At 70.6% G+C, this 3,082-nt stretch carries 3 protein-coding genes; 1 reads left to right on the plus strand and 2 read right to left on the minus strand.

Going from position 1 to position 3,082, the window contains the following annotated elements:
- Nucleotides 1-669, plus strand: a 669-nt coding sequence (locus VKV26_14065) for an alpha/beta hydrolase (protein HLZ71022.1), incomplete at its 5' end; no start/stop codon positions are given.
- Between the two features lie 26 nt (nt 670-695).
- On the opposite strand, the gene VKV26_14070 is transcribed toward VKV26_14065, so the two are convergent.
- Together VKV26_14070 and VKV26_14075 are read right to left on the minus strand one after the other, a co-directional pair.
- A complete protein-coding gene (locus VKV26_14070) occupies nt 696-1,475 on the minus strand; it encodes a methyltransferase domain-containing protein (protein ID HLZ71023.1) in 780 nt (259 codons plus the stop codon).
- Between the two features lie 309 nt (nt 1,476-1,784).
- Nucleotides 1,785-3,082: NAD-dependent succinate-semialdehyde dehydrogenase (locus VKV26_14075; protein ID HLZ71024.1), on the minus strand; the 1,298-nt coding region annotated here is incomplete at its 5' end.

Raw genomic sequence — 3,082 nt, forward strand, 5'->3', positions numbered from 1 at the left:
ATCGTGGGCCACGACTGGGGGGCGCCGCTGGCCTGGCAGACGGCGCTGCTGCGGCCGGAGCGCATCCGCGGCGTGGTGGGCTTGAGCGTGCCCTACACGCCCCGCGCCCCCACGCCCCCCATCGCCGCCCTGCGCGCCGCCGCGGGCGAGAACTTCTACATCGTCTACTTCCAGCAGCCGGGCGTGGCCGAGCAGGAGTTGGAGCGCGACGTGCGCGAGACGATGCGCCGCACGCTGTACAGCGCCTCGGGCGACGCGCCGCGCGGCGAAGGGCCGGTGGGCGTGGTGCCGCAGGGCTTTCTCGGCGCGATGGCGGCGCCGCAGTCGCTGCCGCCCTGGCTGACGGAGGCCGACATCGACTTCTACACGGCCGAGTTCAGCCGCACGGGCTTCACGGGCGGGCTGAACTGGTACCGGGCGATGGACCTGACCTGGGAGCTGACCGCGGCCTGGAACGGGGCGCAGGTCCTGCCGCCGGCGCTCTATATGGCCGGCGACCGCGACCTGGTGGTGCAGTTCCCCGGCTTCAGCGAGCTGATCGCGGGGCTGAAGGCCTTCGTTCCGAACCTGACGAAGACGGTGATGCTGCCCGGCTGCGGCCACTGGACACAGCAGGAGCGCCCCGACGAGGTCAACGCCGCGCTGATCGAGTTCATCAAGGGGCTGTGAGCGAGCACGCGGCGCGGCCCGGTTCTTCAGGCCTTTATGCCCCAGAACAGCATGCGGCGGAAGGGATAGAAGTAGGGCGCCTGCTCGCCGATGCGCGACAGCAGCCGCGCCCGGTAGGCCGCCTGGAAGGCTGCCGCGTCCGCCGCATTCAGCCGCGACAGGTACGAGCCGAGGCTGGTGCCCTTCACCCACTCCACCACGTCGCTCGAAGACGGGAGCTCGTGGCCGTAGATCTTCTCGAAGCAGGCCTGCTCGCGGAAGCCGTGCTCGTGGAGCAGCTCCGCGTACCGTTCCAGCGGCAGCGCCTCGCTGCGCCGCACGAAGCCACCGAGCTGTTCGCGGAACGGCGGCTCGGCGGCCAGCGCCTGTGCCTCGACATGCGAGGGGTGCGCCTCATTGTTGGGCAACTGCACGGCGATTTGCGCGCCGGGCCGCAGCGAGCCGAGGATACGCCGCATCAGCCCTTCGTTGTTCGGAACCCATTGCAGGGCGGCGTGCGAGAAGACCAGGTCGTAGGCGGAGAAGTCCGCGAGCGTCGCCGCGGCCTGGCGCGCGAAGCTGAGGCGGGCGCCGGCGCGGGGCGCTGCCTGCTCCAGCATGGCCGCGGAGGAGTCGACGCCGAGCACCGTGGCCGCGGGCAGGCGTTCGGCGAGCAGTGCAGTCAGCTCGCCGGTGCCGCAGCCGAGGTCGATCGCCTGCATGCCGTCGCGCGGGCGAATCAGCGCCACGAGGTCGAAGAACGGCTGCATGCGCTCCGTGCGGAACTTGTTGTACTGGGCGGGGCTCCACTGGTCGGTCTGCACCATTGCACGGCTCCCTTGCCAACGCTGCCTGTGTTCTATCTGTATCGCATGCTAGCATGCAAGATCGGAGGACGGCACTCATACCCCAACCCCTTTCTCTCCCGTACACCTATGCACCTGTGGCCCTGAGACCGCGAGACGATTGCGGGCTGTCTGAGAGAGCCGGGGCGCGGGGTAGTGCGCGGCTTGCGGGGTGCGCGACCGGATCCGCCTCACGCAGCGGCCGAGCCAGCGGAATCCCCGTCAGGTACGGAGAAGTCAGCGGCACCGGCGAACTCTGCAATCACAAGCGACAAGGGGCGTGTGTGCCGGCTACTCCACCGCCGCCTTCGCCTGCTGCTGCGGCGCGGCGGCCTGCGTGGCCGGGCCGATCCACACGGATTGGATATTGACGAACTCCCTGATGCCGAACGAGGAGAGCTCCCGCCCGTAGCCGCTGCGCTTGACGCCGCCGAACGGCAGCCGCGGGTCCGAGGCCACCATGCCGTTGATGAAAACCGAGCCCGACTCAATGCGCCGCGCCAGTTGCCGCGCCCGCGCCAGGTCCCGCGTCCACAGCGCCGCGCCCAGGCCGAACTCCGAGTCGTTCGCCAGCGCGATCGCCTCGTCCGCGTTCCCGGCCACGATCACGGCGGCAACCGGACCGAACGTCTCCTCGCGGAAGGCGGGCATCCGCGCCGTCACACCGGAGAGGATCGTCGGCTCGTAGAAATAGCCGCGACCGGCGCGGCGCTTGCCGCCCGTCACCACGCCGGCGCCCTGCGCGATCGAGTCGCGCACCTGGCGGTCCAGGTCGTCGCGCAGGTCGTCGCGGGCCATGGGGCCAACCTGGCTACCTCGGTCGAGCGGGTCGCCCACGGCCAGCCGCTCGACCTCGGCCTTGAAGCGCTCGAGGAAGGGCGCGGCCACCGCCTCTTCCACGATGAAGCGCTTGGCGGCGATGCAAGACTGGCCGGTGTTCTGGAAGCGGGCGCGGGCCGCCGTGGCCGCGGCGCCGTCCAGGTCCGCGTCGGCCAGCACGATGAACGGGTCGGAGCCGCCCAGCTCCAGCACCGTCTTCTTCAGATGGTGACCGGCGGCGGCCGCGACCTTCGTGCCCGTCTCGTCGCTGCCGGTGAGCGTGACGGCGCGCACCCGCTTGTCGGCGATCACCGCTTCGACCGCCGAGCCGGGGATCAGCAGCGTGCGGAAGCAGCCCTGCGGCAGCCCGGCGTCGCGGAAGACCTCCTCGATGGCGAGGGCGCACTGCGGCACGTTGGAGGCGTGCTTCAGCAGCGCCGTGTTGCCCGCCATCAGCGCCGGCGCGGCGAAGCGGAACACCTGCCAGAAGGGGAAGTTCCAGGGCATCACCGCCAGCACCGGCCCAATCGGTTCGAACTCGACGTAGCTCTCGGTCGCGTTCGTGCCAACCGGCTCCTCGGCCAGCAGCCGCTCGGCGTGATCGGCGTAGAACTCGCAGTTCCAGGCGCACTTCTCGACCTCGGCCTCGGCCTCGGCGATGGGCTTGCCCATCTCCAGCGTGATGATCTTCGCGAGCCGCTCCTTCTGGGCGCGTAGCGTCTCGGCGATCTTCAGCACGAGGGTGGCGCGCTGCTCGTAGGGCGCCGTGC

Source organism: Dehalococcoidia bacterium (assembly GCA_035310145.1).
Lineage (GTDB): Bacteria > Chloroflexota > Dehalococcoidia > CAUJGQ01 > CAUJGQ01 > CALFMN01.

Excerpts from the sequence above, each read along its gene's own strand:
- VKV26_14070 (HLZ71023.1), bottom strand. The coding sequence starts at position 1,475 with ATGGTGCAGACCGACCAGTGGAGCCCCGCCCAGTACAACAAGTTCCGC.